At 64.2% G+C, this 26374-nt stretch carries 20 protein-coding genes; 8 read left to right on the forward strand and 12 right to left on the reverse strand.

What is annotated here, in order from left to right; translation table 11 throughout:
- Positions 1–138 precede the first annotated feature (138 nt).
- Complete coding sequence (locus N7650_RS09105; protein ID WP_279897926.1) at positions 139–1854, forward strand: FAD-dependent oxidoreductase; 1716 nt, start codon at positions 139–141, stop codon at positions 1852–1854.
- Here N7650_RS09105 and N7650_RS09110 read toward each other — a convergent pair whose 3' ends face one another.
- The gene (locus N7650_RS09110; RefSeq protein WP_009398936.1) at positions 1855–2259 is read right to left on the reverse strand and encodes a VOC family protein; all 405 of its coding nucleotides are present in this window, start codon (positions 2257–2259) and stop codon (positions 1855–1857) included.
- A 60-nt stretch (positions 2260–2319) separates the two neighbouring features.
- On the opposite strand from N7650_RS09110, the gene N7650_RS09115 reads away from it, so the two are divergent.
- Complete coding sequence (locus N7650_RS09115; RefSeq protein ID WP_009398935.1) at positions 2320–2625, forward strand: putative quinol monooxygenase; 306 nt, start codon at positions 2320–2322, stop codon at positions 2623–2625.
- A gap of 65 nt (positions 2626–2690) precedes the next feature.
- On the opposite strand, the gene pcaG is transcribed toward N7650_RS09115, so the two are convergent.
- Together pcaG and pcaH are read right to left on the reverse strand one after the other, a co-directional pair.
- Entirely contained in the window at positions 2691–3296 is a 606-nt protein-coding gene (pcaG, locus tag N7650_RS09120) for a protocatechuate 3,4-dioxygenase subunit alpha (protein ID WP_064303574.1), read from the reverse strand.
- Between the two features lie 11 nt (positions 3297–3307).
- Positions 3308–4027 carry a protocatechuate 3,4-dioxygenase subunit beta gene (gene pcaH / locus N7650_RS09125; protein WP_009398933.1) on the reverse strand — a complete coding sequence of 240 codons (720 nt, stop codon included), beginning with the start codon at positions 4025–4027 and terminating at the stop codon, positions 3308–3310.
- Positions 4028–4221: 194 nt separating this feature from the next.
- Between pcaH and N7650_RS09130 the strand changes: the two genes are divergently transcribed.
- Positions 4222–5100, forward strand: coding sequence for a neutral zinc metallopeptidase (locus tag N7650_RS09130; RefSeq protein ID WP_009398932.1), 879 nt, complete (start codon positions 4222–4224; stop codon positions 5098–5100).
- 277 nt (positions 5101–5377) lie between these two features.
- Positions 5378–7297, forward strand: coding sequence for a methyl-accepting chemotaxis protein (locus N7650_RS09135; protein ID WP_279897927.1), 1920 nt, complete (start codon positions 5378–5380; stop codon positions 7295–7297).
- 124 nt (positions 7298–7421) lie between these two features.
- Here the strand turns inward: N7650_RS09135 and ggt are convergent, their stop codons facing one another.
- From ggt to N7650_RS09150, 3 genes are all read right to left on the reverse strand, one after another.
- A complete protein-coding gene (gene ggt, locus N7650_RS09140) occupies positions 7422–9089 on the reverse strand; it encodes a gamma-glutamyltransferase (RefSeq protein WP_170394993.1) in 1668 nt (555 codons plus the stop codon).
- Between the two features lie 81 nt (positions 9090–9170).
- The gene (locus N7650_RS09145) at positions 9171–10067 is read right to left on the reverse strand and encodes a LysR family transcriptional regulator (protein WP_009397680.1); all 897 of its coding nucleotides are present in this window, start codon (positions 10065–10067) and stop codon (positions 9171–9173) included.
- 67 nt (positions 10068–10134) lie between these two features.
- On the reverse strand, positions 10135–10725 hold the full coding sequence (locus N7650_RS09150) for an NAD(P)H-dependent oxidoreductase (protein ID WP_009397679.1): 591 nt from the start codon (positions 10723–10725) through the stop codon (positions 10135–10137).
- 184 nt (positions 10726–10909) lie between these two features.
- On the opposite strand from N7650_RS09150, the gene N7650_RS09155 reads away from it, so the two are divergent.
- The gene (locus tag N7650_RS09155; protein ID WP_009397677.1) at positions 10910–11224 is read left to right on the forward strand and encodes a putative quinol monooxygenase; all 315 of its coding nucleotides are present in this window, start codon (positions 10910–10912) and stop codon (positions 11222–11224) included.
- Here the strand turns inward: N7650_RS09155 and N7650_RS09160 are convergent.
- On the reverse strand, positions 11214–11978 hold the full coding sequence (locus tag N7650_RS09160) for a sulfite exporter TauE/SafE family protein (protein ID WP_009397675.1): 765 nt from the start codon (positions 11976–11978) through the stop codon (positions 11214–11216). The two genes, N7650_RS09155 and N7650_RS09160, sit on opposite strands and share 11 nt — an antisense overlap.
- A 111-nt stretch (positions 11979–12089) precedes the next feature.
- On the opposite strand from N7650_RS09160, the gene N7650_RS09165 reads away from it, so the two are divergent.
- Together N7650_RS09165 and N7650_RS09170 are read left to right on the forward strand one after the other, a co-directional pair.
- Positions 12090–12977 (forward strand): LysR substrate-binding domain-containing protein, encoded by an 888-nt coding sequence (locus N7650_RS09165; protein WP_009397673.1) that lies wholly within the window; start codon positions 12090–12092, stop codon positions 12975–12977.
- Between the two features lie 84 nt (positions 12978–13061).
- Positions 13062–13406 (forward strand): cupin domain-containing protein, encoded by a 345-nt coding sequence (locus N7650_RS09170; protein WP_009397672.1) that lies wholly within the window; start codon positions 13062–13064, stop codon positions 13404–13406.
- Between the two features lie 89 nt (positions 13407–13495).
- Here the strand turns inward: N7650_RS09170 and mmsB are convergent, their stop codons facing one another.
- The gene (mmsB, locus tag N7650_RS09175) at positions 13496–14383 is read right to left on the reverse strand and encodes a 3-hydroxyisobutyrate dehydrogenase (RefSeq protein WP_279897931.1); all 888 of its coding nucleotides are present in this window, start codon (positions 14381–14383) and stop codon (positions 13496–13498) included.
- A 10-nt stretch (positions 14384–14393) separates the two neighbouring features.
- Positions 14394–15920, reverse strand: a complete 1527-nt coding sequence (locus N7650_RS09180; protein WP_009397670.1) for a CoA-acylating methylmalonate-semialdehyde dehydrogenase — start codon at positions 15918–15920, stop codon at positions 14394–14396.
- Between the two features lie 133 nt (positions 15921–16053).
- Between N7650_RS09180 and N7650_RS09185 the strand changes: the two genes are divergently transcribed.
- Entirely contained in the window at positions 16054–17001 is a 948-nt protein-coding gene (locus tag N7650_RS09185) for a LysR family transcriptional regulator (RefSeq protein WP_009397668.1), read from the forward strand.
- Positions 17002–17012: 11 nt separating this feature from the next.
- On the opposite strand, the gene recD is transcribed toward N7650_RS09185, so the two are convergent.
- The 3 genes from recD to recC are packed head-to-tail and all read right to left on the reverse strand — an operon-like array spanning position 17013 to position 26253.
- Positions 17013–19094 carry an exodeoxyribonuclease V subunit alpha gene (gene recD / locus N7650_RS09190; protein WP_009397664.1) on the reverse strand — a complete coding sequence of 694 codons (2082 nt, stop codon included), beginning with the start codon at positions 19092–19094 and terminating at the stop codon, positions 17013–17015.
- A complete protein-coding gene (recB, locus tag N7650_RS09195; protein ID WP_279897934.1) occupies positions 19091–22780 on the reverse strand; it encodes an exodeoxyribonuclease V subunit beta in 3690 nt (1229 codons plus the stop codon). Before recB ends, recD begins: the two co-directional genes overlap by 4 nt.
- Positions 22777–26253 (reverse strand): exodeoxyribonuclease V subunit gamma, encoded by a 3477-nt coding sequence (recC, locus tag N7650_RS09200; protein WP_009397660.1) that lies wholly within the window; start codon positions 26251–26253, stop codon positions 22777–22779. The genes recB and recC overlap by 4 nt, the downstream gene beginning before the upstream one ends.
- Positions 26254–26374: the final 121 nt, after the last annotated feature.

Here is a 26374-nt window from a genome sequence, read left to right on the forward strand (position 1 = left end):
GCGAATTCTAAAGAGCGCCGGACAAAGCGCAAACCACTGTTCGATCTTCGCCCAACTTCGATAGCGGAGGCTTGGCACCGTCCGCGTCATTAGCGATTATGGAATCAAGTTCCAAAAATAACATCCCGAGGATTGTTCATGACAGCTCTGCCCACCCCATCCCGTACCGTTGCGTGCGATGTTCTGGTGATAGGTTCCGGCGCCGCCGGCCTGAGTGCCGCGGTTACCGCCGCGTGGCACGGGCAGAAGGTCATCGTGGTCGAGAAGGACCCGGTGTTCGGCGGCGCCACCGCATGGTCCGGCGGCTGGGCCTGGGTACCGTGTAATCCGCTGGCCCGGCGCGCCGGTATCGTCGAGGACCGTTCGGCGCCGCGCACCTACCTGGAACACGAGTTGGGCGAGCGCTTCAACGCGCCGTTGATCGACGCCTTTCTCGACGCCGCGCCACACATGGTCGGCTTTTTCGAAAAGCACACCCGCCTGCAGTTCGCCGATGGCAACGGCATCGCCGATATCCATGGCGACACCCCCGGCGCCGGCACCGGCGGCCGCTCGGTGATCGCCGCGCCCTATGACGCTCGCGAAACCGGCAAGCTGCTCAAGCGCCTGCGCCGCACCCTGCGCGAAACCGCGTTCTGGGGCATGCCGATCATGGCCGGCAAGGACCTCACGGCCTTCCTCACTCTGACCCGCTCGTGGCGCTCGGTACTGCATGTGGGCAAACGTGTCACCCGCCACCTGATCGGCCTGGCGACCCACGGCCGCGCCTTGCATCTGGTCAATGGCGTGGCCTTGGTGGCGCGGCTGGCGAAGTCCGCCGAGGACCTGGGCGTGTTGCTCTGGGAATCTGCTCCGGCCCGTCGCCTGCTGCGTGAGGACGGCAAGGTGAGCGGCGCCGTGGTGCACACGGTCAAGGGCGAAGTGACCATCAAGGCCCGCGCCGTGGTGCTGGCGGCGGGTGGTTTCCCCAACGATATCGAGCGGCGCAAGGCGATGTTCCCGCGCACGCCCACCGGTCACGAGCACTTGGCCCTGCCGCCGCTCTCGGCCAATGGCGACGGCCTGCGCCTGGGCGAAAGCGCGGGTGGCAAGGTCGCCGACGACCTTTACAGCCCGGTAGCCTGGGCGCCGGTGTCCAGGGTCCCGTACAGCGACGGCAGCAGCGGCCACTTCCCGCACATCATCGAGCGCGGCAAACCGGGGATCATCGGCGTGCTGAGCAACGGCCGGCGCTTCGTCAACGAGGCCGGCGGCTACTACGACTACGTCAGTGCGATGGTCGCGGCAGCACCGGGTGAGAAGGTCGAGTCGTGGCTGATCTGCGACCACACCTTCCAGCGCCGCTATGGCCTGGGCATCGCCCGCCCCTTCCCGCTGCCCACAACGCCGCTGGTGCGCAGCGGTTATCTCAAGCGCGCCGACAGCCTCCAGGAGCTAGCCAACCAGTGCGGCATCGACGCACGCGGGCTGATCGACACCGTGACCGAGTACAACCACCACGCCCGCCTCGGCGAGGACCCGCAGTTCGGCCGTGGCAGCACCCTGTACAACCGCAAGCAGGGCGATGCGCTGCACGGACCGAACCCCTGCGTGGCACCCATCGAGCAGGGGCCGTTCTATGCCGTGAAGGTCGAAGCCGGCTGCTTCGGCACCTTCGCCGGGCTGCGCACCAACGAGCACGCCCAGGTGCTGGATGGCGACCGGCAACCGATCCCCGGCCTGTATGCGGCGGGCTGCGACATGGCCAGCATCATGGGCGGCCACTACCCGGCGGGCGGGATCAACCTCGGGCCGGCACTGACTTTCGGCTATATCGCCGCCCGCCATATCGCCGGCGTCACCGACTACGAGTGATCAGGTGAAGCGCTGGCCGGATATCGCCGGGTGATAGATCGGCTGGACCTTGTTCCCCGCAGGGTCCAGCAGGTGGAAGCTCCAGGTCCCGTCGCCGTGGGCGAACGGCGTGTCCAGCAGGGTTACCCCGCATTCCTTCAGATAGGCATGCCAGGCGTGCAATTCGTCGAGGCTGTCGACCACGAAGCCGTAGTGGTCCACCGCCTGCACACCGCTGCTCGGAGCGAAGGCACGCCCCAGGGACAGGTTATCGTTGCCGCAGGTGAGGTAGACAAGATCCTCGTTGGCGCGATGCAGCACCTCCATGCCGAGCACCTCCACGTAGAAACGCTCGCAGACTTCGAGATTGGGCACCAGGATCGCCAGATGGCGCAGGCCGTTGAGCCGGCTTGGACGGGCAGGCATGGTTTCGACTCCATTTTTGTATACAATTTTGCGCAAATATAAGACAAAAAGGAGTTCAACGTGTACAGCCTTCTACTTAAGACCCAACTGCAGCCCGGCACCCTGGAGCGCTTCATGGACGCGATGCGGATCAATGCGGCCAGTTCGGTGAGGGATGAGCCGGGATGCCTGGTGTTCGATGTGATCCGCGACTACAGCGATCCGGACCTGGTCTGGCTGTACGAGGTGTACGAAAGCGAGGCGGCGTTCGAGGCGCATATGCTGACGGCGCATTTTCTCGCCAGCCGGCCGTTGGTGGAGCCGTTGATCGTGCGGCAGGAAGTGGTGGAGGGGGAGGTGCTGGCCTTCAATGGCAAGCAGATCTGAGGGCCTCATCGCTGGCAAGCCAGCGATGAGGCCCTGGGCAGCAACACAACTGCCCAGGCCATGCATCAGAAGTCGAAGAACACCGTCTCCCCTTCACCCTGGATACGGATATCGAAGCGATACGCCGTTTTCCCGTCCACTTCGCAGCGCTTGGCCACCAGGGTCTCGCGGCGCTGTGGCTGCTCGATCAGGTTGAGCACCGGGTCCTTGGCGTTGGCCTCGGCCTCGTCATCGAAGTAGATGCGGGTCTGCAGGTGGATGTTGATGCCGCGGGCGAACAGGCTGATGTTGATATGCGGCGCCATCGGCACGCCGGCGGCGTTCTTCGCCACGCCCGGCTTGATGGTGTGCATGGTCCATTCGCCGGCGTCGAACGTAGTGGCGGTACGGCCGAAGCCGTTGAAGGCGTTCTCCAGGTTGTAGTCGGTCTGGTAGGCACCGGTGTGGTCGGCCTGCCAGAACTCGACGAAGGAGTCGCGCACCAGGTGGCCGTTGCCGTCATAGACGTTGCCGAACACCAGGATATGCTCGCCCGGCGCGCCGTCCTTGGCCATCCGGCTCCAGATTTCCTGGTCGCGGGTCGGGTTGCCGGCGGCTTCCAGGGCCAGGCCGATGTGGACGTAGGGGCCGGCGGTCTGCGAAGGGGTTTCCGGCAGCAGTTCGATAGGCATGACGGGGCTCCTCAGCGGTTTTCGAAGTGAGTGGCGCGCTGGCCGCGCAGGACGATATCGAAGCGGTAGGCCAGGCAGTCCATCGGGTTGGCGTTGCTCATGTCGAGACGGGCGATCAGCAAATCGACCGCCGCCGGATTGGCGATGCTCTTGACGATCGGGCACAGCGGGATCAGCGGATCGCCTTCGAAGTACAGCTGGGTGATCAGGCGGGTCGAGATCGACGGGCCGCTGATCGAGAAGTGGATATGCGCCGGACGCCAGTCGTTCGGGCCATTGCGCCATGGGTACGGGCCCGGCTTGATGGTACGGAAGCTGTAGCGGCCTTCGCTGTCGGTCAGGGCACGGCCGACGCCACCGAAATTCGGGTCCAGCGGCGCCAGGTAGCGGTCGTTCTTGTGGCGATAGCGGCCGCCGGCGTTGGCTTGCCACATCTCAACCAGGGTGTTGGGGATCGGCTTGCCGTACTGGTCGAAGACCCGGCCGGTGACCAGGATGCGCTCGCCAACGGGCAGGCCACCGTTGTTGAAGTTCAGCAACAGGTCGTTGTCGTGTTCGCCGAAGCGCAGGTGGGAAAAGTCCGGGCCGGTGCTCTCGCTGATCGACTGCGGAATGCTCACCAGCGCCTGGCGTGGCGAACGGGCGACGGAAGTCTTGTAGTCGGGGGTGAGGGCCTTAGGGTGCCAGTTTCGATCACGGATAACGAAGCGACTGTTGTCTGTAGCAGACATGCCGTTCTCCTGTTCTTGGATTTATGGAGAGCCCGATCAGGACGGGCAGGTGGTGCGGCGAAGTGTCTCTCGTGACGAACCCGGCGAAAACTGAATTGTCCTACCTGACTCATAACCAGATGGTTATGTGTAACCTGATGTCTCCCGACTGGACTAGTCTTAGGGCGACGACACCACCCCGTGGAGAAATACCCATGCAATGGCGAAAAGGCAGACGCAGCGACAACGTGGTCGACGCTCGGGGCGAGAGTCCGGGCGGCATGCGCATGGGCGGCGGCAAGGGCCTGACCCTGGGCGCCGTGGTGCTGATCGTCGGGATCGGCCTGCTGACCGGGCAGGACCCGATGCAGATCCTGGGGCAACTGGCCGGGCAGATGCAGCAGGGCGCGCCCACCCAGTCCCAGACGGCGCCGCGCCCGGCGGCGAACGACGAGGGCAGCCAGTTCGTCGCCAGCATCCTGGGTGATACCGAAGACACCTGGCGGGCGATCTTTGCCCAGGCCAACAGGCAGTACAAGGATCCGAAGCTGGTGCTGTTCAGCGGCCAGGTGAATTCCGCCTGCGGCTTCGCCACCTCTGCCACCGGGCCGTTCTACTGCCCGGCAGACCAGCAGGTGTACCTGGACATGAGTTTCTTCCGCGAAATGGAGCAGCGCTTCGCCGCTGCGGGCGACTTCGCCCAGGCCTACGTGATCGCCCATGAAGTCGGCCATCACGTGCAGACCCTGCTGGGCATCTCGGCCAAGGTCAACGACGCGCGGCGCAGCGGCCAGCGGGTCGAGGGCGCCAGCGGCCTGCTGGTACGCCAGGAACTGCAGGCCGACTGCCTTGCCGGGGTCTGGGCCTACCAGGCGCAACAACGGCACAACTGGCTGGAGCCGGGAGATGTCGAAGAGGCCCTGAACGCGGCCAATGCCATCGGTGATGATCGTTTGCAGCAGCAGGGTCAGGGCCGGGTGGTACCGGACTCCTTCACCCACGGAACCTCGGCGCAACGGGTGAAGTGGTTCAAGGCGGGGTTCGACAAGGGGGATATCAACCAGTGCGATACCTTCACCGCCAAAGTGCTGTGATGGTGTTCTTGAGTTCGCGGTCCACTCGGTCCCTGTGGGAGCTGGCTTGCCAGCGATAGGGCCGCAAGCCTCACCACAAGAATCCCAATCCAGAGAACATCCCCCAGGCCCCGCATTTGCGGGGCTTGTCACATCTTGTTGAGTATTTTCGTCGGTTTTATTGAAAAAGCGTTTCAGCCTGCCGGGTTTACGCCGATAAAGCGTCCTCTACACACGCTGGCCTCCAAGAAAAAGAACTTTCAGCGACCGCCGATCACACCTTTTCTGGAGGGAACCCATGAACAGTTGGTTTGCCAACATCAGTGTCAATCTCAAGCTCGGGCTCGGTTTCGGCCTGGTCCTGGTGCTCACCGCCCTGCTCGCACTCACCGGCTGGAGCAGCCTGGGCAGCCTGATCCAGCGCAGCAACTGGATGAGCGACATCACCCGCCTGAACAGCGACCTGACCAACCTGCGGGTCGCGCGCCTGCAGTACATGCTGGCCAACGGCGACGACGCCACCGCCAACAACGTGCAGGCCAAGCTCAATGACTTCAACCAACAGCAGCAGCATTTGTTGAAGACCTTCAAGAGCCCGGAAAACCTCAAGCTGCTGAACGAGCAGGCGCAGATCATCGCCGCCTACCAGGTCACCCTCGACCGTATGCGCGCCACCTACAAGGCCAGCGCGGTGGCCCGTACCGATCTGGAAACCACTGCCGCCGCCGCGCTGCAACTGATCGATAACATCAACCGCGATGTGCTCGGCCAAGGCGAAAGCGATGCCGCACGCCTGGAGCAATACCGCGCGGCCAGCGCCGCCAAGGAGCAGTTGCTGCAAGTGCGCTTCGAAGTGCGCGGCTACATCGCCGACAACTCGACGCAGAGCGAGCAGACGGCGCTGCGCCAGTTGGACAACGCCCTCGACTATGCGCGCAAGCTGGGCCAGGTGCTGCCCAACGAAGCAGCGCGCATCCAGCAGTTCGAGGCTGCCGTGGTCAGCTATCGCGATGCCTTGAACCGCTACAAGGCCGCCATCGCCGACATCGCCGCCGCCCGTGCGGAAATGACCACCCAAGGCTACGACATCGTCAGCCGCAGCGAAGCGCTGTACAAGATCCAGCTCGAACGTCGCGACGCCGAAAGCGCCGAAGCCCGTACCCTGCAATTGATCGCCACGCTGCTGGCCCTGATCGTCGGCATTGCCGCCGCATTGATCATCACCCGCCAGATCGTCCGCCCGCTGCGTGAAACCATGACCGTGGTCGAACGTATCGCCGCCGGCGACCTGACCCACGAACAGCGGGTCAATCGTCGCGACGAGCTGGGCGTGCTGCAACAGGGCATCCAGCGCATGGGCACCACCCTGCGCGAGTTGATCAGCGGCATCCGCGATGGCGTCACCCAGATCGCCAGCGCTGCCGAAGAGCTGTCGGCCGTCACCGAGCAAACCAGTGCCGGCGCCAACAACCAGAAGAGCGAGACCGATCAGGTCGCTACCGCCATGCATGAAATGGCGACCACCGTGCAGGAAGTCGCGCGCAACGCCGAACACGCCTCGGCAGCGGCCACCGACGCCGACCGCCAGGCGCGTGCCGGTGACGACGTGGTCGGCCAGGCCATTGCCCAGATCGAAAGGCTGGCCGGCGAGGTACAGCGCTCCACCGAGGCCATGGCCGAGCTGCAGAAGGAAAGCCAGAAGATCGGCAGCGTCATGGACGTGATCAAATCGGTCGCCGAGCAGACCAACCTGCTGGCCCTCAACGCCGCCATCGAGGCGGCCCGTGCCGGCGAAGCCGGACGTGGTTTTGCGGTGGTGGCCGATGAAGTACGCGGGCTGGCGCAGCGCACGCAGAAATCCACCGAGGAAATCGAAGAACTGGTGGCCGGCCTGCAGGCCGGCACCCAGCAGGTGGCCAATGTCATGCTTGGCAGCCGCAGCCTGACCGACAGCAGCGTCGAGCTGACGCGCAAGGCCGGGACCTCACTGGAGAGCATCACCCGCGTGGTCTCCGACATCCAGTCGATGAACCAGCAGATCGCTGCGGCAGCCGAGCAGCAGAGCGCGGTGGCCGAGGAAATCAGCCGGAGCATCCTGAGTGTGCGGGACGTGTCGGAGCAGACCGCTTCGGCCAGCGAGGAGACGGCGGCGTCCAGTGTCGAGTTGGCGCGGCTGGGGAATCAGCTGCAGATGATGGTCAGTCACTTCCGGGTCTGACCGGAAGGGCCAATCGCTGGCAAGCCAGCTCCCACAGGGTTCTGCAGCGCCGCGAACCCTGTGGGAGCTGGCTTGCCAGCGATGAGGCCCGAAAGAACACAGCAGTCTTCCGGGTCCTGGCACCTTATTTAACTACCTGCCCCACTCCCCTGCCCCTCGGATCCGAAGCCGTTTCCAGCTTGCCGCCACTGACCCGGATGGCCTGCACATCCCCCATCTCCCAGCCCTGATCCTCCAGGGTATATCCCATCTTCTTCAGCTCCTGCGCCACCTCACCGGTCAACGGCGCATAGGCATCGAAATAAATGGTGTCCTTGGGCAGCAACTGGTGATGGACGCGCTGCGCGGCCACGGCTTTGTCCAGCGGCAGGTCGTAGTCATACAGGTTGTTCAGCACCTGGAAGATCGAGGTAAAGATCCGCGAGCCACCCGGCGTTCCCAGCACCAGGGTCACCTGGCCATCGCGGGTTACCAGGCTCGGACTCATCGACGACAACATGCGCTTGCCCGGCTCGATGGCATTGGCATCGCCACCCACCACGCCGAAGGCATTGGCTACACCCGGCTTGGAACTGAAGTCATCCATTTCGTCGTTGAGCAGGAAGCCCGCGCCCTTGACCACCATGCCGCTGCCGTAGTCCCAGTTCAGGGTGTAGGTATTGCTGACCGCATTGCCCTGTTTGTCGACGATGGAGAAGTGGGTGGTCTGGTGCGGTTCAAGGCCCGGACGGACTTTCGCGGTTTCGGAAATCGCCGTCGGATTGATCTCTTTCGCGCGCTTTGCCAGGTAATCCGGCGCCACCAGTTCGGCCACCGGCACCTTGGCGAAGGCCGGGTCGCCCAGGTAGTCGGCGCGGTCCGCGAATACCCGCTTCTCGATCTCGGCCAACAGGTGGATATAACGTGCCGAGTTCAGCCCGACGCCCTTGAAGTCGGCCGCACGTTGCTCCTTGATGCCCAGCAACTGGGCCAGCGCTATGCCGCCCGAGCTGGGCAGCGGCGCGGTGTACACCACGTTGCCGCGCCAGTCGATGCGCATCGGCTCACGCCAGACCGCCTTGTAGTCCTTGAGGTCCTCCTTGCTGATCAGGCCGTTGCTGGCCTGCATCTGCGCCACCAGCAGGTCGGCGGTCCTGCCCTGGTAGAACTCGCTGACGCCCTTGTCGGCGATGCGCTCCAGGGTCTGCGCCAGCTCGGGCTGCTTGAAGGTTTCGCCGACCTTCATGTGACCGAAGTAATCGTTGAAGTTGGTGCTGTCCTTGAACAGACCCTGGGCGTCCTCGCGGTACTGGTATTGCTTCTCGGCGACCTTGAAACCGTTCTTCGCATAGCCGACGGCCGGGGTCAGCAGCTCCGACCAGGGCAGCTTGCCGAACTTGCTGTGCGCCTCCCACAAACCCATCACCGTACCCGGTACGCCCGCCGCACGGGCGCCTACCAGGCTGAGGTTTTCGATGATCTCGCCCTTGTCGTCGAGGTACATGTTGCGCGTGGCAGCCTTGGGCGCCACTTCGCGGTAGTCGAGGAAATACGCCTTGCCGTCCATGTACAGGGTCATGAAGCCACCGCCGCCGATGTTGCCGGCCTCGGGGTAGGTCACGGCGAGGGTGAAGGCGGTGGCGACGGCGGCATCCACCGCGTTGCCACCCTTCTTGAGAATGTCGGCGGCAACCTGTGCGCCATATTGATCGGGTGCGGCGACAGCGCCGCCTTCCAATGTCACTGCGTAAGCCGCAGAGCTGGCGAGAATCGCCGCGGAGAAGCCCAAGGTTCGAAGCATCACTACGCGCATAAAACGTCCCTGGTGTTGTTTTCGTTGAACACTCATTAAGGCCCATGAAGGAAGAGTTATCAAACGAAGTGGGATGTTTCCTCAGCAGGCGTAGGCAGCGAGCTTGTGCTGGATGAAGTCGAGGAAGCACCGGATGCGCAGGGCCAGCTGCGAGTTGCGGTAGTACACGGCGTGGATCGGCTGACGGTAGCCGCTGTTGGCTTCGCCCAGCAGGACCTGCAGACGACCGCTGCGGATATCCTCGTGGGTCATGAAATGGGACAGGCAGGCGATGCCTTCGCCAGCCAGGGCCAGGGCGCGAATGGTTTCGCCGCTGGACGCACACAGGGTCGGACGGATCAGCCAGCGATCGCCCTCGGCGTGGCGCAACGGCCAGTGGTTGAGGGTTTCGGTCTGGGTGAAGCCGATCAGGGTGTGCTGCGCCAGATCCTCGACCCGTGCCGGAACGCCATGGCGCTCCAGGTAGAGCGGGCTGGCCAGCAGGTTCAGCGGGCTGCAACCCAGGGAGCGGGCATGCAGGCTGGAGTCGGCCAGCTCACCGATACGGATCGCCACATCGGTGCTCTGCTCCAGCAGGTCGATGATCAGGTCGTTGGTGTTCAACTCCAGCTGGATCTGCGGATACAGCGCACGAAACTCGCCGACCCAAGGCACGATGGCATGGAGCATGAACGGCAGCGCGGCATTGACCCGCAGGCGCCCGGACGGGGTCTGGTGGTGCTGGGAGAGGTGTTCCTCCAACTCGTCCATCTGCTGCAGGATCGCCTTGGCCCGCTCGAAAAAGAAACGCCCTTCCTCGGTCAGGTCCATGCGCCGCGTGGTGCGGTTGATCAGGGTGGTGCCGAGCTTGCTTTCCAGGCGCGACAGGGTCCGGCTGATGGCCGAGGGCGTCTGCCCGCCCTGTTCGGCGGCGGCGGAAATCGAGCCACACTCGATGACCGAGACGAACACCTGCAATTCATCGGACCTGGCTTTCACTGAAGGACTCTCACGATCGGCAACCGGCAGAGTCATAGCCCGTCGCCGCGCGATACGCAAGGCCGGATCAGGCCTTGCCAGGGAATACCCGGGCCAGGTGCGCCTCGTAGGCAGCGACGGTCGCCGGCACATCGGGACGTTTCATCACGTCTGTGGCGAGGAAAGTCGGCAGGCGGCTCATGCCGAGGAATTCATTGGCCTTGTGGAACGGGAAGTACACCGCGTCCACGCCCTTGCCCTCGAAGAACTGGCCCGGCTCATCGAACGCCTCCTGCGGGGCGTTCCAGGTCAGCGACAACATGTATTGCTTGCCCTGGATCAGGCCACCGCTGCCATATTTCTTCGAGCCGTCGGCACGGGTTCGGCCATCGCTGGCATACAGGCTGCCGTGGCCGGCGGTGAAGACCTCGTCGAGGTATTGCTTGACGGTCCAGGGCGCTCCCATCCACCAGCCGGGCATCTGGTAGATGACCACATCGGCCCAGAGGAACTTCCCGACTTCCTCCTGGGTGTCGTAGCCGCCGTCGATATAGGTGCTCTTCACGTCGTAGCCAGCGCGGTCTAGGAACGCCACTGCGGTTTCATGCAGGGTTTCGTTCAAGCGGCCATCGGAATGGGCGAATTGCTTGCCGCCGTTGAGCAACAGGATCTTTTTCATTGCGCAGCCTCGTCGTTCGTTCGGGTCCGCCTCGAAGGGGACCGGGATAACTGGATGGCGGCAGATTAATCGGCAGCCGACGAGGGAAAAACCGCCCCACGAGCAAAATACTTTTGACCTTAAAGCACAAATTGGCTGCCGATTATTGAAATAGAATCAGCTCTTCACTTTCCGGAGATTTCCCATGAGCGAACCCTACGGCTTCATTCTCAAAGCCAAGACCCGCCCGGAACAGGCCGAGGCCTTCGAACGCCTGTTCCGCGCCTACATCGAACCGAGCCGCGCCGAGCCGGGCTGCATCGAGTACCACATGCTGCGCGACAAGGAAGACCCGACCCTGTTCGTGTTCTATGAAGTCTGGGCCAGCAAGGAAGCGCTGGACGTGCATTCCGCCCTGCCGCACATGACTGAATTCTTCGAGCGGCGCATGGACTACCTGGAGCGGGATTTCGACATCCAGTTGATCGAGATGCTCAGCGAGTCCTCGGCTAACCGTTGATCATCAGGTGCGCGCCGAGCAGCGCCAGGCCGATGAAGAAGCAGCGCTTGAAGAGCTGGGCGCTGATGCGCTGGCGCAGCCACTGGCCGACGAACATACCCAGCAGCGCAGGCGCCAGCACCAGCAACGACGCACCCAGGGCCTGACTGCCGAGGGCGTCCTGCCCGGCCAGGCCGATGGCCAGTGCGACGGTGGAAACGGTGAAGGACAAGCCCAGGGCCTGGACCCGCTCATCGCGATCCAGGTCCAGCGCACCGAGGTAAGGCACCGCCGGGATCACGAAGACACCGGTAGCGGCGGTGATCAGTCCGGTCAGCGCGCCACACACGGGCCCCAGCCACACTTCCTGCCGCGGTTTCAGGCTGAACGGCGGCAACCACAATCCCACCAGCGCATACAGCAACAGCGCCGCGCCCAAGGCATGGGCCGCCCAGGCGCCACTGCTGATCCCCAGCCAGGCGCTGCCGGCCAGGGTGCCGAGGAAGATCATCAGCAGCATGGGCCACAAACGATTGATCAAGCCGCGCAGGTGTCCGCCGCTTGCCAGTTGCCAGATATTGGTCAGGGTCGAAGGGACGATCAGCAAGGCCGCTGCCTGCGCCGGAGGCATAGCCAGGCCGAGCAGGCCCATGGCAATGGTGGGCAGACCGAGCCCAATCACACCCTTGACTGCGCCGGCGAGGAGGAAGGTGAGGAGAACCAGCAGGGTAAGCGCTGGGCCGATTTGTTGGTAGAAGGCGAGGAAGGTTTGCATGGGGAAATAGTGCCCGGATAACCATCAGTAGCCTATTCGTAAATTCGGCAGCCAGCCTATCGTATGGCAATAGGCTTCTCTAAACTCAACCAATTTCTGGCGGCCGCTCCCATGCACTTCGACCTCACCGACCTCCGCCTTTTCCTCCATACCGTGGAATGCGGCAACATCACCGCCGGTGCGCGGCGCAGTCATTTGTCGCTGCCGGCAGCCAGTGCGCGGATCCGGGCGATGGAGAGTTCACTGGGAATCGCCCTGCTCGAACGCAATCGCCGGGGCGTGCAACCCACGCCAGCGGGACAGGCGCTGGTCACCCATGCGCGGCAGATCGGCCTCCAGGTCGAGCGCCTGCGATTCGACCTGGCGCAGTACGCTAACGGCCTGCAGGGCCAGGTTCGCCTGTTGTGCAATACCGCGGCGCTGACCGAGTACCTGCCGGAACTGCTCGCCGGGTTCCTGCGCCAGCGTCCGCAGATCGATGTGGATATCCAGGAATTGCCGAGCCTGCGCATCGTCCAGGCGCTCGGCCAGGGCATCGCCGATATCGGGATCATCTCGACGGCAGTGGCTTGCGGCGACTTGCAGACCCGGCCATTCCGCGATGATCCGCTGGTGCTGATCATGGCGCCCGACCACCCGCTCGCGGCTGTGGACAATCCCGACTTTCCCCGCTCACTCGAACACGGCTATGTCGGTCTCGGCGCCAGCAGCGCCCTGGCCCTTCATCTGGAAGAACAGGCGCTGCACCTGGGCCGACGCATGCAGGTGCGAGTAAGGGCCGAGGGCTTCGACGGGGTGATCCGCATGGTCGCCCACGGTGCCGGGCTGGGCATCGTGCCGCTGGCGGCGGTGCGCCGTTGGCAGGGCATGCTGCCGTTGCACAGTGTGGCCTTGCAGGAAGAGTGGGCGCAGCGCCGGTTGCTGCTCTGCGCACGGGATTTCGCCAGCTTGCCCGGTCAGGCCCTGGCCCTGCTTGAGGCCCTGGCGCCGCGCGTTTAGACAACTGGACGTCGAACACAGGCAATTGCCGTGCAGACCGGCCCGCTAGGCTGCGGACTCTTTCAATTGCCTGACGGAGCCCTTATGAGCAAGCCAATCGTGGTCCTTCGCGATACCCATCCGCTGCCGGTACTCGACGCCTGCAAATGGGAAAAACTGGCGGGCGATCCGCACACCGTCAACCTCAACGCCTACACCAGCGAAGACGGCAGCAAGATCATGGGCACCTGGATCTGCACCCCGGGCAAATGGCGAGTGGCCTACGAGAAGTGGGAGTACTGCCATTTCCAGGAAGGCTATTGCGTGATCACCCCTGACGGCCAGGAGCCGATTCACCTACGCGCCGGGGATATCTTCATCGTCGAGCCGGGAATGAAGGGCACCTGGGAAGTGGTCGAGACGGTGCGCAAGTATTTCGTCTTTGCTTGATCTTCGAGGGCCTCATCGCTGGCAAGCCAGCTCCCACAGGTTCGCGTGGTAGCTGGCTTGCCAGCGATAGGGCCCCCGAGAACACCACATCATTCGGGTTTACGGTAACTCTCCACTATCGCCGAAAAGTCCTTCCCGCCATCCCCGCGCAAGCTCATTGCCTGGTAGAGCTGCTGTGCCACCGCTCCGAGGATCACCGGCTGATGCGCCTGTTTCGCCGCTTCGGTCGCCAGGCCCAGGTCCTTGAGCATCAGGTCCGCCCCGAAGCCCCCGGTATACCCGCGAGCCGCAGGTGCGGTATCGATGATTCCCGGCCACGGATTGTAGGTGTCGGAACTCCAGCATCGCCCGGTTGAGCTGTTGATAATGCCCGCGAGCACCTTGGTGTCGATGCCCAGCGCATTGCCCAGGGCCATGGCCTCGGACACGCCGACCATGGAAATCCCCAGCAGCAGGTTGTTGCAGATCTTGGCGATCTGCCCGGTACCGACATCGCCGCAATGCACGATATTGCGTCCCATCTGCGCCAGTACCGGCTGCAGGGTGGCGAACAGCGCGTCGCTGCCACCGACCATGAAGGTCAAGGTTCCTGCCGCGGCGCCACCAGTGCCTCCCGACACCGGCGCGTCGCCCATGTCCACGCCCTGTTTCTTCGCGGCAGCGGACACGTCACGGGCGGTCTGCGGATCGATGGTGCTGCAGTCGACCACCGGCGTACCGGCACGGACACCGGCCAGTACCCCGTTTTCACCCAGGTAGACGCTGCGCACATGAGCCGCGGCAGGAAGCATGGTGATGACCAGCTCGGCACTGCTGGCGGCATGCCGCGGCGAATCGCTGATATGCCCGCCCAGACCCGCCAGTTCGGCGAGAACGCTGGTATTGAGGTCGAACAGGTCGAGGTGATGCCCGGCCTTGATCAGGTTGCGCGCCATCGGCGCGCCCATGTTGCCCAGTCCTATGAATGCGATACGCATGATCGACTCCTTAGCGCAGGCTGATGGTGGTGTTCACGCCGTCGTTGACGCTGTCGTCATCGAACCAGCGGGCAGTGACCGTCTTGGTCTGAGTGTAGAACTGCACCACCTGCTTGCCGTACGGGCCGAGGTCGCCGAGCTTGGAGCCACGGGATCCGGTGAAGCTGAAGAACGGCACCGGCACCGGAATCGGGATATTGATGCCGACCTGGCCGACGTCGATCTCCGCCTGGAACTTGCGCGCTGCCGCTCCGCTCTGGGTGAACAAGCCGGTGCCGTTGCCGAAGGGGTTGCGGTTGACCAGGGCAATGGCTTCGTCGAGGGTGTCGACTTCCAGTACCACCAGCACCGGGCCGAAGATTTCCTGGGTGTAGATCTGCATGTCGGTCGTCACCCCGGAGAACAGGGTCGGGCCGACGAAGTTGCCGTTCTCGTAGCCCGGCACCTTGACGTCGCGACCGTCCAGTTCGAGCCTGGCGCCCTCGCGGATACCGCTTTCGATCAGGCCCAGCACACGTTCCTTGGCGCGCTTGGAGATCAGCGGGCCGACATCGGTGCCCGGCTCGTTGCCGGCATTGACCTTCAGCTTCGCAGCCAGGGCCTTGAGGTCCGGCAGCCACTCGCGGGCCTTGCCCACCAGCACCGCCACCGAGGTCGCCATGCAGCGCTGGCCGGCGGCACCGAAGGCCGCACCGGCCAGGGCGTTGAGGGTCTGCTCGCGATTGGCGTCGGGCAGCACCACAGCGTGGTTCTTCGCCCCCATCATCGACTGCACGCGCTTGCCGTGCTGGCCGGCCAGGTTGTAGACGTGGGTGCCGACCTCGGTAGAGCCGACGAAGGAAATCGCCTTGATATCGCTATGGGTGCACAACGCATCCACCACGTGCTTGCCGCCGTGCACGACGTTGAGCACACCGGCCGGAACCCCGGCTTCAATCGCCAGTTCGACGAGCATCATGGTCGACAGGGGATCCTGCTCGGACGGCTTGAGCACGAAGGTATTGCCGCAGACGATGGCCATCGGGAACATCCACAGCGGGATCATTGCCGGGAAGTTGAACGGGGTGATGCCGGCGCACACACCGATCGGCTGGCGCAGGGTGTAGGTGTCGACCCCGCCGGCCACGTTCTCGGCAAACTCGCCCATCTGCAGGGTGCCGATGCTGCACGCATGCTCCACCACTTCCAGGCCGCGGAAGATATCGCCTTCGGCGTCGGCGATGGTCTTGCCCTGCTCGGCGCTGAGGGTCACGGCGATGCGCTTGGAATGTTCACGGATCAACGCCTGCAGGCGCAACATGATGCGCATGCGTGCCCCGATCGGGGTGTCCTTCCAGGTCTTGAAGGCGCGTTGGGCGGCAGCCACGGCGGCATCCACTTCCTCGGCGGTGGCAAAGGGCACGCGCGCCAGCACTTCCTGGGTGGCCGGGTTGACGATGTCTCGCCATTCGCTGGTTTTCGACTCGACCCACTGGCCGTCGATCAACAGGCGGACCTGATCGACCTTGGTCTGGCCGGGCGTGAGGGATGCGTTCATGGGGGGCTTCTCCTGGACATTATTGTTAGCGAGAGAATCGGCCGCGCCGCTGCTAGGCGCTTGGGGGCCTGGGGTGTTTTGGAGTATAGATGTGCAAATCTCCAACAAAAACGCACATAAAAACCGGTCCAACATGCAAAAAAACATCACCTCCCTGGGTTCGCTGAACTGGGACGACCTGAAGTTCTTTCTCGAAGTGGCGCGCACGCGCAAAGCCAGCAGCGCGGCCAAGCGCCTGAACGTGGACTACACGACCGTGTCGCGGCGGATCAATTCGCTGGAGCAGGCACTGGGCACCTTGCTGTTCGAGAAGTCGCGGACCAACGGCTTCGTGCTGACTGCAGAAGGCCAGCGCCTGCTGACCTATGCGGAAGCCATCGAAAGCACCCTGCATATGGCCTGCGAACAGGTTTCCGGTTCCGGCGTGGCGCTTTCCGGACATGTGCGGATGGGCTGTACCGAAGGGTTCGGCAGCTTCTTCATCACCCCCCAGCTCAGCCACTTCGTCGATACCTGGCCGGCGATCTCGGTGGATATCCTGCCGCTGCCACACTTCATCAGCCTGTCCAAGCGCGAGGCGGATATCGTCATCGCCCTGGAGCGGCCGGAGCATGGGCCTTATGTCTGCTGCAAGCTGTGCGACTACCGCTTGCGCCTGTATGCGACCCGGGACTATCTGGAACGCCACGCACCGATCCGGCAGATCAGCGACCTCGCAGAGCATCCCTTCATCAGCTATGTGGACGACCTGGCATTCAGCTCGGAGCTGCTGTACCTCAACAACCTGTTGCCCAATGCCAGTGCGCACCTGCGCAGCACCAGCGTGATCGCCCAGTACGTGGCGGCGCAACAGGGCCGCGGGCTGGCGATCCTGCCCTGCTTCCTGGCGGCGCAGGACCCTGGGCTGGTAGCGGTGTTGCCGGAGCAGGTGGAGATCACCCGGCAGTTCTGGATGTACTGCCGGGAGGATCTGCGCAAGTTGAAGCGGATTACCTTGTTGTGGGATTACATCCGGGATGTGACGGAGAGGAACGGCGGGTTGTTGATGGGGGAATCGCGGGAGATGGTATTCCCGCAGTAATACCCGGTCGCCTAGGTCCTCTCCAGCATCAACCCCGAAATCCGCTTCACCTTGCGCTCCACCGCCTCTTCCAGCACGCCCTTGCGTGGCTCGACCAGGCTGAACCAGTGCTTGGCCCGGGTGATGCCGGTATAGATGAGTTCCTTGGTCAGCACCGGGTTCAAGGCGTCCGGCAGCACCAACGCGGTGTGGGCGAATTCCGAGCCTTGGGATTTATGCACGGTCATGGCGTACACGGTTTCCACTTCGCTGAGCCGGCTGGGCAGGACGAAACGTACGCCGCCACGGCCGTCGTTGCGCGGGAAGGCGACCCGCAGGGGGACGTCCTCGGAATGGCCATCCGGCACCCTCAGGGCGATGCCGATATCGCCGTTCATCAGGTTCAGGCCGTAGTCGTTGCGGGTCACCAGTACCGGACGGCCTTCGTACCAGGGCAGGTCGCCGTCGATCAGGCCGGCATGGGTCAGCACACGGCAAACCCGCTGATTCAGGCCTTCCACGCCCCAGGGGCCCTTGCGCACCGCACAGAGCAACTGGAAGCGCTCGAACGCCTTGAGCACGCCAAGCGCCCATTCACCCCAGCAAGGTTCGTCCCCGGCCCGGTCGGCAGGCGGGCGCCCCTGGCGGATCGCATGCAGGTAATCGCGGTAGCCCAACGGGCCCTCCGCCCCCTTCTCCAGGCCATCCAGCACCAGTCGGTCAAGGGCACGGTCCTGTTCACCGCGCAGGGTCAGACCGAAGACATCGGCATGCTTGCCCTGCTGGAGCAGTTCGCGCGCCTTGCCCGCCTGCTGGCGATTGACCAGGCGAGCCAGCTCGCCAATCCCGCTTCCCTCGCCGAACCGCCTCGACCGCCGCAACATGACCACCTGCTGGGCCAAGGGGTGCTGTTGCGCATCGCCGGGAAGCAGGCCACTGTTCGCCAGGGACTCGCCACTGACCTGCTCCAGCCAGGCAGCAGTTTGCGGACTGTAGCGACCTTCCTCGGCATCCCGGCAAAGATCGCCGAGCACCGCCCCGGCCTCCACCGAGGCCAACTGGTCCTTGTCACCCAGGAGAATGAGCCGGGCATTGTCCGGCATGGCGGCCAGCAGGTTGGCCATCATCTCCAGGTCGATCATCGAAGCTTCGTCCACCACCAGCACATCCAGCGGCAATTGATTGCCCGCATGGTGGCGGAAGTGCCGGGAGTTGGGACGACTGCCGAGCAGACGGTGAACGGTGGAGACATCGCAGGGAATATGCTCACGTACCTCGGCACTGACCTCGAGCAACTCGACCTGCTGGCCTATGGATTCGGTCAGGCGCGCAGCCGCCTTGCCGGTCGGCGCCGCCAGGCGAATGCGCAAGGGACGCCCTGCTTCGACTGCCGGCGCCTGCAACAAGGCCAGCAACCGCACCACCGTGGTGGTCTTGCCGGTACCGGGACCGCCGGTGATGATGCTGAACGCGCTTCGGGTGGCCAGGGCACAGGCGAGTTTCTGCCAGTCCACCTGCCCGGGTTCGGCGCCATCCTTGAACAGGCTGTCCAGCCGCGCACGCAGATCCCGTGGAGTGGCGTCATGCTGCGCCAGTCGCTGGCGCAGGGCCCCGTCGATCTGCCGTTCGTAGGCCCAGTAGCGGCGCAGGTACAGGCGACCCTCGCTGAGGACCAGCGGCCGGGAAACCTGCTGTGCATCATTACCTGCGGCCACCAGTGCGCTGGCGTGCAAATGCTGCAGCCAGGTCTCGGCGCTCAGGCGCTCGAGCAATTGCGATGGCAACAGCAGGGGGCCCGCCAGGGCATCACCTTCGGGAGGCAACGACAAGGCGAAGTCCGGTTCGGCAAGGGTCTTGTGCAGGTCGAGGCAGACGTGGCCATGGCCCAGCTGGTGGCTGGCCAGCGCCGCAGCCAGCAGCACCAGCGAGCCACCGTGGGGATCGCGGTCACGCAGGAAGCCGACGAAGGCGCGGTCCAGCGAGCGCAGCCAGCCGCGTTCGACCCAGCGATCGAGCAAGGCCAGCAGGTCGTTGCTGTCGGTCAGCGGCGCAAGGGCGGCGAGGTGTTCAGCGTCCAGCGGGGTCGGCAACAGATCGTCGAAGGTACGGATCATGGGACGTCTCCAAACAGGTCCTGTTGCACCCCGTGCGGGGCGCCGCGGAACAGCGCGTCGAGCGCTTCGATCAACGCGCGCGGCGGCTTGACGAAGTACGCGCCCTGGCCCGGTGAATGCGCACCGCGCAGGAACAGATACAGGGCGCCTCCGACATGCCGGTCGTAGTCGTAATCCGGCAGCCGGGCGCGCAGTTGGCGATGCAGGGCGAGCAGGTAGAGGACATATTGCAGGTCGTAGCGGTGCTCGAGGATCGCGGCCTCCATGGCCACCTCGCTGTAGGCAAGATCGTCGGGGCCGAGCCAGTTGGATTTGTAGTCGGCGACGTAGTAGCGCCCATCGTGCTCGAAGACCAGGTCGATGAAGCCCTTGAACATGCCATTGAGCAGCGCTGCCTGGGCGGCTGGTCGCGGAGCACCCTGATGGGTATGGCGGGCCACCAGGCGGTCGAGCTGCAACACGTCGACGCGATGACTGGCGAACCAGAACTCCATTTCGATCTGGTACTGGCCCAATGCGCCGAGGACCACCGGACTACGGTCATTTCCCACAGACATGGGCGTGCTCAGCAAATGCTCGAGCCAGTCGCCGAGGGTATTGATCCAGCCTTTCCAGTCGCGACGGTTACAGCGCTGGGCAATCATCTGGCGCAGTTCACCAGGCGCAGCCGCGACACGTTCGAAACCTTGCTGACCGGCCCATTCCAGCAATCCATGAAGGAAGGTGCCGGGGTTGGGGCCGCGCGGGAAACGGTGGATATCCCCGGCGGTCGCCATGACTTCGCGCGCGGCCTGCGGGTCGGGACGCTCGTCGTCCAGCAACTGCTGGGCCTGGGCGACATCGGCATCGAGCGCCAGCGCCTCCTCACCGATGCGCAGTGCGCTGTAGGAAGCGATCCACCAGTTCTCCGCGGCACGGCGTTTCGGCTCACGCGGGGCCAGTAATTCGGCGGTCTGGCGCGCAGGAACGTAAACCTGGTCATCGGCTTCAGGTGGCGGCAGGCGGCTGATCGCATCGCAGCCCTTGCCCAGGTCATCGAGCCAGCCCGCCAGGGCGGTCGAGTCAGCCAGCGGCTCACCGCCCCCGAGCAGGTAGCCGAAGGCACTGCGATGCAACAGCGATTCCTTGCCGGTACCGCGCTTGAGGTCGGCGACGCCCAGCCAGCAGGCGTGCCGGGCCCGTGTCAGGGCCACATAGAACAGGCGCAGGTCCTCGGCCAGACGCTCATCGTCGGCCATGGCGATCTGCTCGTCGGTCGGGCTCAGGGTCAGGTGCGCCACACCCAGCTCGTCATGCCAGCCCAGCGGCAGGCGCTTGCCGTCCACCGGCTTGGCGGTACAGATGAAGGGCAGGAACACCAACTCGTATTCCAGGCCCTTGGACTTGTGGATGGTGACCACCTTGACCAGCTGTTCATCGCTTTCCAGGCGCAGGATCTGCTCCTCGCCGGCCTGCCCGGATGCCGACAGGTGTTCGGCCAGGTGCCGGATCAGCGCCTGCTCGCCGTCCAGCTCGGTCGCGGCCTGCTGAAGCAGTTCCGAAAGGTGCAGGAGGTTGGTGAGCACACGTTCGCCATCAGGGCGGCTCATCAACAGCCCGGGCAAGCGGAAGTCATGCAGCAGGTGCCGCAACATCGGCAGCACCCCCTGGATCCGCCAGATCATTCGATACTGGCGGAACTGCATGACGCGATCTTCCCATAGCATCTCGTCTTCGTTGAGACGGGCCAGGGCACACAGCGACTGGCCCAGGGTGTGGCTGGCCAGCGCAGCCTTGAGCAGGCGTTCGTTGTCCGGTTCGGCACAGGCCTTGAGCCAGGACAGCAAGTCGCGGGCTTCCTGGGCGGCGAATACCGAGTCCTTGTCGGAGAGATAGACGCTACGCACGCCGCGAGCCGCGAGTTCGGCACGCACCAACTGCGCCTCGTGACCATCCCGCACGAGAATGGCGATATCCGAGGGCAGGCAACCGCGCAAGGAGCCGTCGGCCTGGATGAAACCGGCACGGCCCTGCTGGCCGCCATTGAGCAACTGGACGATGCGGGTGGCACAGCCTGCGGCCATCGTCTGGCGATACAGGGTGCTGGAAAGCGGCGTGTCGCTGTCTTGGTGCCAGAGGGTCAGCGCTGGCAGCGGCTGGCCATCGACCTGCAGGTGCTCCTTGTGCCCACGGGCCTTCACTGCAACGAACGGTACCGGGTTGTCGCCCCGCGAGTCACGGAACAGGAAGGCTGCACGTCCCTCCTGACGCTGTTCGGCGGTCATGAACACATGGTTGACCGCCGTCACCATCGGCTGGGTCGAGCGGAAGTTGGTGTCCAGGCTGTGCAGGCGCCCGGCGGTAGCCCGGCGCGCGCCAAGGTAGGTGAAGATGTCGGCGCCACGGAAGGCGTAGATCGCCTGCTTTGGGTCGCCGATGAGGAAAAGTCCTGTATCGCGCGCGTTGTCCTCGATGCGATAGATGCATTCGAAGATGCGGTACTGCACCGGGTCGGTGTCCTGGAATTCATCGATCAGGGCCACCGGGAACTGCTCGCGAATCAAGCCGGCCAGACGCTCGCCGGCGGGGCCGGCCAAGGCCTGGTCGAGGCGCTGGAGCATGTCGTCGAAGCCCATCTCGGCGCGGCGGCGCTTTTCCTGTTCGAAGCGCTGCGAGACCCAGGCGGCTGCATGTTCGAGCAGTTGCGCATCCGGGGTCGGCAGCGCCTTCAACTGTTCGCGCAGGGTGGCCATCACCTCCAGCGCAGGATGGCTCGGCGGCTCGCTCTTCCAGGCTTCGGCCAGGCCGTCGGGCGTGAGCCGGGTGAAACCGGTGCCTATATCGAGATCATGTGCCAGGTCGTCCTGCGCCCAGGCCAGGAGCTTGTCGCACCAGGGTTTGAAATGACGCTCCTGGATCATGCTGCCGTTGACGGCCTTCGCCTTGATCCCGGCGCGGAGGATTTCCAGCAATTCCTGCGACCACTGTGCCCAGGGGGCCTTCAAGGAGCGCAGCAACTCGCCGCGCAGGCGCAGAACTTCACGGATCACTTCTTGCGGCTCCAGCGCCTGCACCTCGGCCGAATGCCGGCCGAACAGGGCGCGCACCCGCGGTAGAAGCTGGTCCGGACTGCCCCAGTTCTCCCGCACCCAGTGCAGCGCATCACCTTCCAGGCCATAGCAGAAACGCCGCCAGTAATCGCGCATGACCTGGCCGAGCAGCTCGCTGTGATCGGTTTCCAGGGTCTGGGTAAACAGGCTGCCGCTGTCGAAAGCGTGCTCGCGCAGCATCCGCTGGCACCAGCTATGGATGGTGGAAACGGCCGCTTCGTCCATCCACTGTGCAGCCACTTCGAGTCGGTTCGCGCAGGCCGGCCAGGCATGGGCAGGATAGTCGTCGCGCAGTTGCGTCAGTAGCAGATCGGCCTCGGCAAGATCGCCACGGAAGAACCGCGCGGCCTCGGCCAGACGGGTGCGGATACGTTCGCGCAACTCCTTGGTAGCGGCATCGGTGAAGGTCACCACGAGGATCTGGGGAGGCAGCAGCTCGCGGCCAAAACCCTGCTCGCCACCATGGCCGAGCACTAGGCGCAGGTAGAGTGCGGAAATGGTAAACGTCTTGCCGGTACCGGCGCTGGCCTCGATCAGTTGGCTGCCGTGGAGCGGGAAGGTGAGGGCCAGTGGCGGCTGTTCGACTGCTGCGCTCATGGACGCACCTCCTCTGCCGCCAGGGTTTGCCACGGGGCCTCGAACATCGGTCTGTACAGGCTTTCGCACCAGCCCTCGAACTCCTCGCTGGAAGTCAACGCCGCGAAGTCGCTGAACTGGCGGGCCAGCGCCGCATTCTCGCTGCGCTCGCCCTTGCGCCGGTCATCACCGTCGTAGGCCTTGGCGGCTTCGGCGAGGGCCTTGTCCGGGTCCTTGCCAGCCAGCCAGGCGAAGGCCGTCTTGATTGCTACCGGCAACGGGGCATTCATGCCGGCCTGGCGGGAAATCAGCAGGTTGCCCAACTGTTCGCTGGCTTCAGCCTGGTCGAGCGGATCCAGCATCAGGGTGACATCGGTGGCGACCACCGCGCTGTGCAGTCGATGGCCAACGGCACAAGCGGCCAGGTGGGTGACCCAGATACCGGTCAACCGATGCCACTTCAGCGTGCGCCCGCTGATGATGCCGTTGGGCAAGGCAGTGATGCTCAGCAGCGCCTGGTCGGCACGCTGCTGCACACGTCCGAGCCAACCCTCGAGCTTGAGCTCACCGACCTCGAAGCGGATCGGCAAGGCGCTGTCGATGCGGGTCGGCCATCCTTCCAGCAGCTTTCGATGACGGCGCAGAAGATCCGGCAGCGGCTCGATCAGTTCTTCGCGCAGGCAATCGCCAAAACCAGCCAGGGGCAGAAGCCCACTGCCCTGCAGACGTCTGGCCTGGGTTAGCAGGGCCGTCTCGCCTTGCTCCGGGTCGAGCATCGCGGCGCCGAGCAGGCTTTCACTCAGGCCGTAGCGCTGGCGAGCATCGAGCAGGAAGGGCTCATCGTCGGCAATTGGATCTTCCACTACCTCAAAAAACACTTTCAGCCGCTGACTGAAGAAATGCCGCACGGGATGGCGGAGAAAGTCCTGCAGCAATGCCAGGGTCAGGGGCTCTTCAGGCCGGAAACGCTCCAGTTGCTCGTCCGTGGCGGCCGCACTTTCACCCCCCAGGTGCAGGCCGCGCCATTCCCGCGCATAGCTGAACAGGTCGCCGCCCTGGCGGAAATAGCGCGCGCTGAAAGGCTGTAACGGGTGCTCGGTGGTGAGCTTGTCCAGCAGTTGTTCGCCCGCGTCGTGCTTGTCGTCCTTGCTAGCGCCCTTGAGTCGCCAGCCGGCAGCGATATGGTCGCGCAACTGCCCGATCAGCACCGAGGCAGGACGCTCGCTGTTGTCACGGATACTGCGCCCGACCCAACTGACATACAGCTGGGCGCGGGCCGACAACACGGCCTCCAGCAACAGGTAGCGGTCATCTTCCCGGCGCGAGCGGTCGCCTGGACGGTAGTCGCTGCCCATCAGGTCGAAGTCCAGCGGTGGTTGCGCCCGGGGATAGTCACCGTCGTTCATGCCCAGCAGGCAGACGACCTTGAATGGAATGGCACGCATCGGCATCAGGGTACAGAAATTCACCGAACCGGCGAGGAAACGCTGGGACAGACGCCCCTGATCGAGGCCGGCGAGCCAGGCCTCGCGTACCACGGTGAGTGGCAGCAAGTCCTGCAGGCCCACCGCCTCGCAGGTCTGCAGCCAGTCGTCGCAAAGCGTCTGCAACTGGACCAGCAGATAGTCGTCGTGCTCGCTTTCGGCAAGGAAGAAGACTTGCAGCAGCGCATTGAGACGCTCGCCCCAACGGGTCGCGGTGGCAGGCTGGGATAGCTCGGAGTGTGCGACTTCGAGAGCATCCAGCAAGGCCACCAGCGGACCGATCAGAGCAGCGTCGAGGCCGCCGATCTCGTCATAGGGAACGATCCCGTCGCAGCTCTCACCAGCACCGACCGCATAACCCAGCAGCATGCGACGCAGCCCGAAACGCCAACTGTTCTGTTCCAGTTCGTCCGGCAGGCCGAGACCGGCACGTTGCCCGGCGTTCAGGCCCCAACGGATGCCGGCACCTTCGATCCAGCGGTGCAGGGTCGGCAGGTCGCTTTCCTTGATAGCGAAACGCGCACGCAAGGCCGGAACGTCGAGCAGGTCGAGGACTTCGCTGACCGGGAAGCGGCTATCAGGAAGTTTCAGCAGATGCTCCAGGGCGATCAGCAACGGATCGCGCCCCCTTTGCCCCTGGTCGGTAAGGGTGAACGGGATAAAGCGGCTGTCGCTGCGGTCGAGTTGCCCGAACACCGCGCGGATATGGGGCGCGTAGGCGTTGATATCCGGCACCATGACAATCACGTCGCGGGGACGCAGTTTCGGATCGGCGCTGAAGCGGGCGAGCAACTGGTCATGGAGGATCTCGACTTCGCGCTGGGCGCTGTGGGCAATGTGGAAGCGCACCGAAGGGTCCTTTTTCGGGTCGACATCGGGCCACAGTTCGCGGGTTTCGCCGAGCGGGCGCAGTTCGAGGATATCGTCCTGGAGCTGGCCCAGGAGGTGCTTCGGCTCCTCGTCGCTGAACAGGTCGATGCGGCCATCGCTGAAGGCGGTTCGATAGCTGGCGGGATCGTCATAGCTGTCGAGGAGGTTGATGTAGTCACGCCCCTGCTTGCCCCAGGCGGCCAGCAAGGGGTGTGCGTGCTGGTGCAGGCTTCCGGCGTCAACAGGGCCGGCCATGCCCTGCTTACGTTGTTGGCGCTTGTATTGATGGCGCAGCAGATCCTTGTCGGCGACGATATCAGCCCAATGGTGACGACAGGGGTTGTGCACGCAAAGCAGCACCTGGCTGAAGCGGGCCAGGCCAGCCAAGGCTTCCAGGGCTTGCGCAGGCAGCGAGGAAATGCCGAACACGATCACCCGCGACGGCAAGCCCGGCGGCGCCTGTTCCAGTGCATTGATGCGTTCGATGAAGCGCTGGTGAACACCGGCCCGACTCTGTGCCATCCCCTCTTCCCCCACGTCATGCAGGAGCGCACGCCATAGCTCGGCTTGCCAGCAATTGGCCGGCGACAGTGGCTTGGCTTCGCCGCGGGCATTGATCATGACGTGACGCCCTGCCGCCCATTCCTTCAGCCAGTCGGCGCGATAGACCTGGTACTGGTCGAACAGGTCGGCCAGGCGCTCGGCCAGTTGGTAACGCTTGCGCAGGTCGCTGTCGTCGAGAAGAAAACGCTGCAGCGGCTCGAAGTGTGGGTTGTGGATAAGTTCGGGTAGCAGGCGCATCAGGCGCCAGGTCAGCGGAGCCTTGTCCAGCAACGAGGTTTCCGGGATTTCCTCGCGTCCCAGCACCTTGCGGTAAAGCTGCCACATGAAGCTGCCGGGGAGCTGGACTTCGATTGCCGCAGCGATACCGCTGCCGCCCATGTCGTCGTCCTCCGGGTCCTCGGCCAGCGCCAGTTTCAGCCACTGGGCGATACCGTTGCTTTGCACCAGGACGATCTCGTTTTCCAACGGTGCCAAAGGGTAACGCCGCATCCAGCTCACCACCAGGCTGCGCAGCTCGTCCAAACGGTTGCCGTGGACAACCATGAATCCCGGAAGCAGCTTGCTGGTATGCGACATGAGACGTCCCTGGGCAGTCGAAAAGAGAGGGGAACATAGCATGGAGCCCGTTCCCTGGGTCAGACAGGATCTGGATCGATTTGTGTCGGTCCGGAAAAGACAAAACCCCTACCTGCATACG

It is taken from the genome of Pseudomonas sp. GD04058, from assembly GCF_029836855.1.
Lineage (GTDB): Bacteria > Pseudomonadota > Gammaproteobacteria > Pseudomonadales > Pseudomonadaceae > Aquipseudomonas > Aquipseudomonas bharatica.

Bases quoted from the DNA above. Each gene is read 5' to 3' on its own strand.
- N7650_RS09105 (WP_279897926.1), top strand. From the start codon at position 139: ATGACAGCTCTGCCCACCCCATCCCGTACCGTTGCGTGCGATGTTCTG.
- N7650_RS09110 (WP_009398936.1), bottom strand. From the start codon at position 2,259: ATGCCTGCCCGTCCAAGCCGGCTCAACGGCCTGCGCCATCTGGCGATC.
- pcaG (WP_064303574.1), bottom strand. From the start codon at position 3,296: ATGCCTATCGAACTGCTGCCGGAAACCCCTTCGCAGACCGCCGGCCCC.
- pcaH (WP_009398933.1), bottom strand. From the start codon at position 4,027: ATGTCTGCTACAGACAACAGTCGCTTCGTTATCCGTGATCGAAACTGG.
- N7650_RS09130 (WP_009398932.1), top strand. From the start codon at position 4,222: ATGCAATGGCGAAAAGGCAGACGCAGCGACAACGTGGTCGACGCTCGG.
- N7650_RS09135 (WP_279897927.1), top strand. From the start codon at position 5,378: ATGAACAGTTGGTTTGCCAACATCAGTGTCAATCTCAAGCTCGGGCTC.
- ggt (WP_170394993.1), bottom strand. From the start codon at position 9,089: ATGCGCGTAGTGATGCTTCGAACCTTGGGCTTCTCCGCGGCGATTCTC.
- N7650_RS09150 (WP_009397679.1), bottom strand. From the start codon at position 10,725: ATGAAAAAGATCCTGTTGCTCAACGGCGGCAAGCAATTCGCCCATTCC.
- N7650_RS09155 (WP_009397677.1), top strand. From the start codon at position 10,910: ATGAGCGAACCCTACGGCTTCATTCTCAAAGCCAAGACCCGCCCGGAA.
- N7650_RS09160 (WP_009397675.1), bottom strand. From the start codon at position 11,978: ATGCAAACCTTCCTCGCCTTCTACCAACAAATCGGCCCAGCGCTTACC.
- N7650_RS09165 (WP_009397673.1), top strand. From the start codon at position 12,090: ATGCACTTCGACCTCACCGACCTCCGCCTTTTCCTCCATACCGTGGAA.
- N7650_RS09170 (WP_009397672.1), top strand. From the start codon at position 13,062: ATGAGCAAGCCAATCGTGGTCCTTCGCGATACCCATCCGCTGCCGGTA.
- mmsB (WP_279897931.1), bottom strand. From the start codon at position 14,383: ATGCGTATCGCATTCATAGGACTGGGCAACATGGGCGCGCCGATGGCG.
- N7650_RS09180 (WP_009397670.1), bottom strand. From the start codon at position 15,920: ATGAACGCATCCCTCACGCCCGGCCAGACCAAGGTCGATCAGGTCCGC.
- N7650_RS09185 (WP_009397668.1), top strand. From the start codon at position 16,054: ATGCAAAAAAACATCACCTCCCTGGGTTCGCTGAACTGGGACGACCTG.
- recD (WP_009397664.1), bottom strand. From the start codon at position 19,094: ATGATCCGTACCTTCGACGATCTGTTGCCGACCCCGCTGGACGCTGAA.
- recB (WP_279897934.1), bottom strand. From the start codon at position 22,780: ATGAGCGCAGCAGTCGAACAGCCGCCACTGGCCCTCACCTTCCCGCTC.
- recC (WP_009397660.1), bottom strand. From the start codon at position 26,253: ATGTCGCATACCAGCAAGCTGCTTCCGGGATTCATGGTTGTCCACGGC.